We start from the raw sequence: 754 nt of genomic DNA, 5'->3' as shown, positions 1-754 counted from the left end.
CACCATAAAGGTGCTCCTCTCTTTTGGGTGATGTGTTCTAGACAAACACCATTCTACCAAAGATCAGGGCACTTTTTTACGTTTTTATAAGATTTCACTTTCGAAATTCAGGATTATTAGTATTTCCATCATAAATAAAGTTGAAAAATTCTTCGATCTCTAAACATGTTTTGATTACTCTTGGAACCTCAATATTATCTTCTTTGCATATTTTAGAAATAATTAGTCTAGCTTTTTCATACTTTTCATCATCTACATTCTTAAGATGCTCCCAATTCACAACAACCATTTTTAATTCGTTTTTGACTTGTTTTAATATTTCATATGGATTTTCAATCATAATAATCATACCTCCATTATTTCATAATTAGACTATACCATATGCTGGATAAACAAAATGTATCGTAATATGTGATTCTTGAAATCACATATCAGGACATGATATATTTACTATTGCATCAGAATTAACATGATCGCCATTCCCCCCTAGAGAATAAAGGAGGTGCGATCAATGTTAAATCTATCAATAGTCTGTTCATTGCCCTTTGGGGTGTTAATTGCAATTACTATACTACTAGTTATGCTCTTAAACAGAAAAAAAATGGGCTAGGATAAGTAATTACAAAGTTACCTTGTAGCGGTTAAACACCCTTATTGTGGACACTGCACCTCTTATTCGATGTCGATCGTAAAATTGCTTTAATTTTCTGCCATTTACTCTAAAATGAACGTTTCGAACTTGATCAGACTTTAA

General features: G+C 31.7%; 1 protein-coding gene. It reads right to left on the bottom strand.

Annotated features, from left to right (window positions below; all coding sequences use genetic code 11):
* Positions 1–94: 94 nt before the first annotated feature.
* Entirely contained in the window at positions 95–340 is a 246-nt protein-coding gene (locus AC1TPC_RS26875) for a hypothetical protein (RefSeq protein ID WP_482069778.1), read from the bottom strand.
* Between the last annotated feature and the right edge of the window lie 414 nt (positions 341–754).

It is taken from the genome of Paenibacillus sp. Y280 (genome assembly GCF_056786335.1).
The sequence above is the reverse complement of the archived record's forward strand: the minus strand, read 5'-3'. Positions and strand labels throughout refer to the sequence as shown.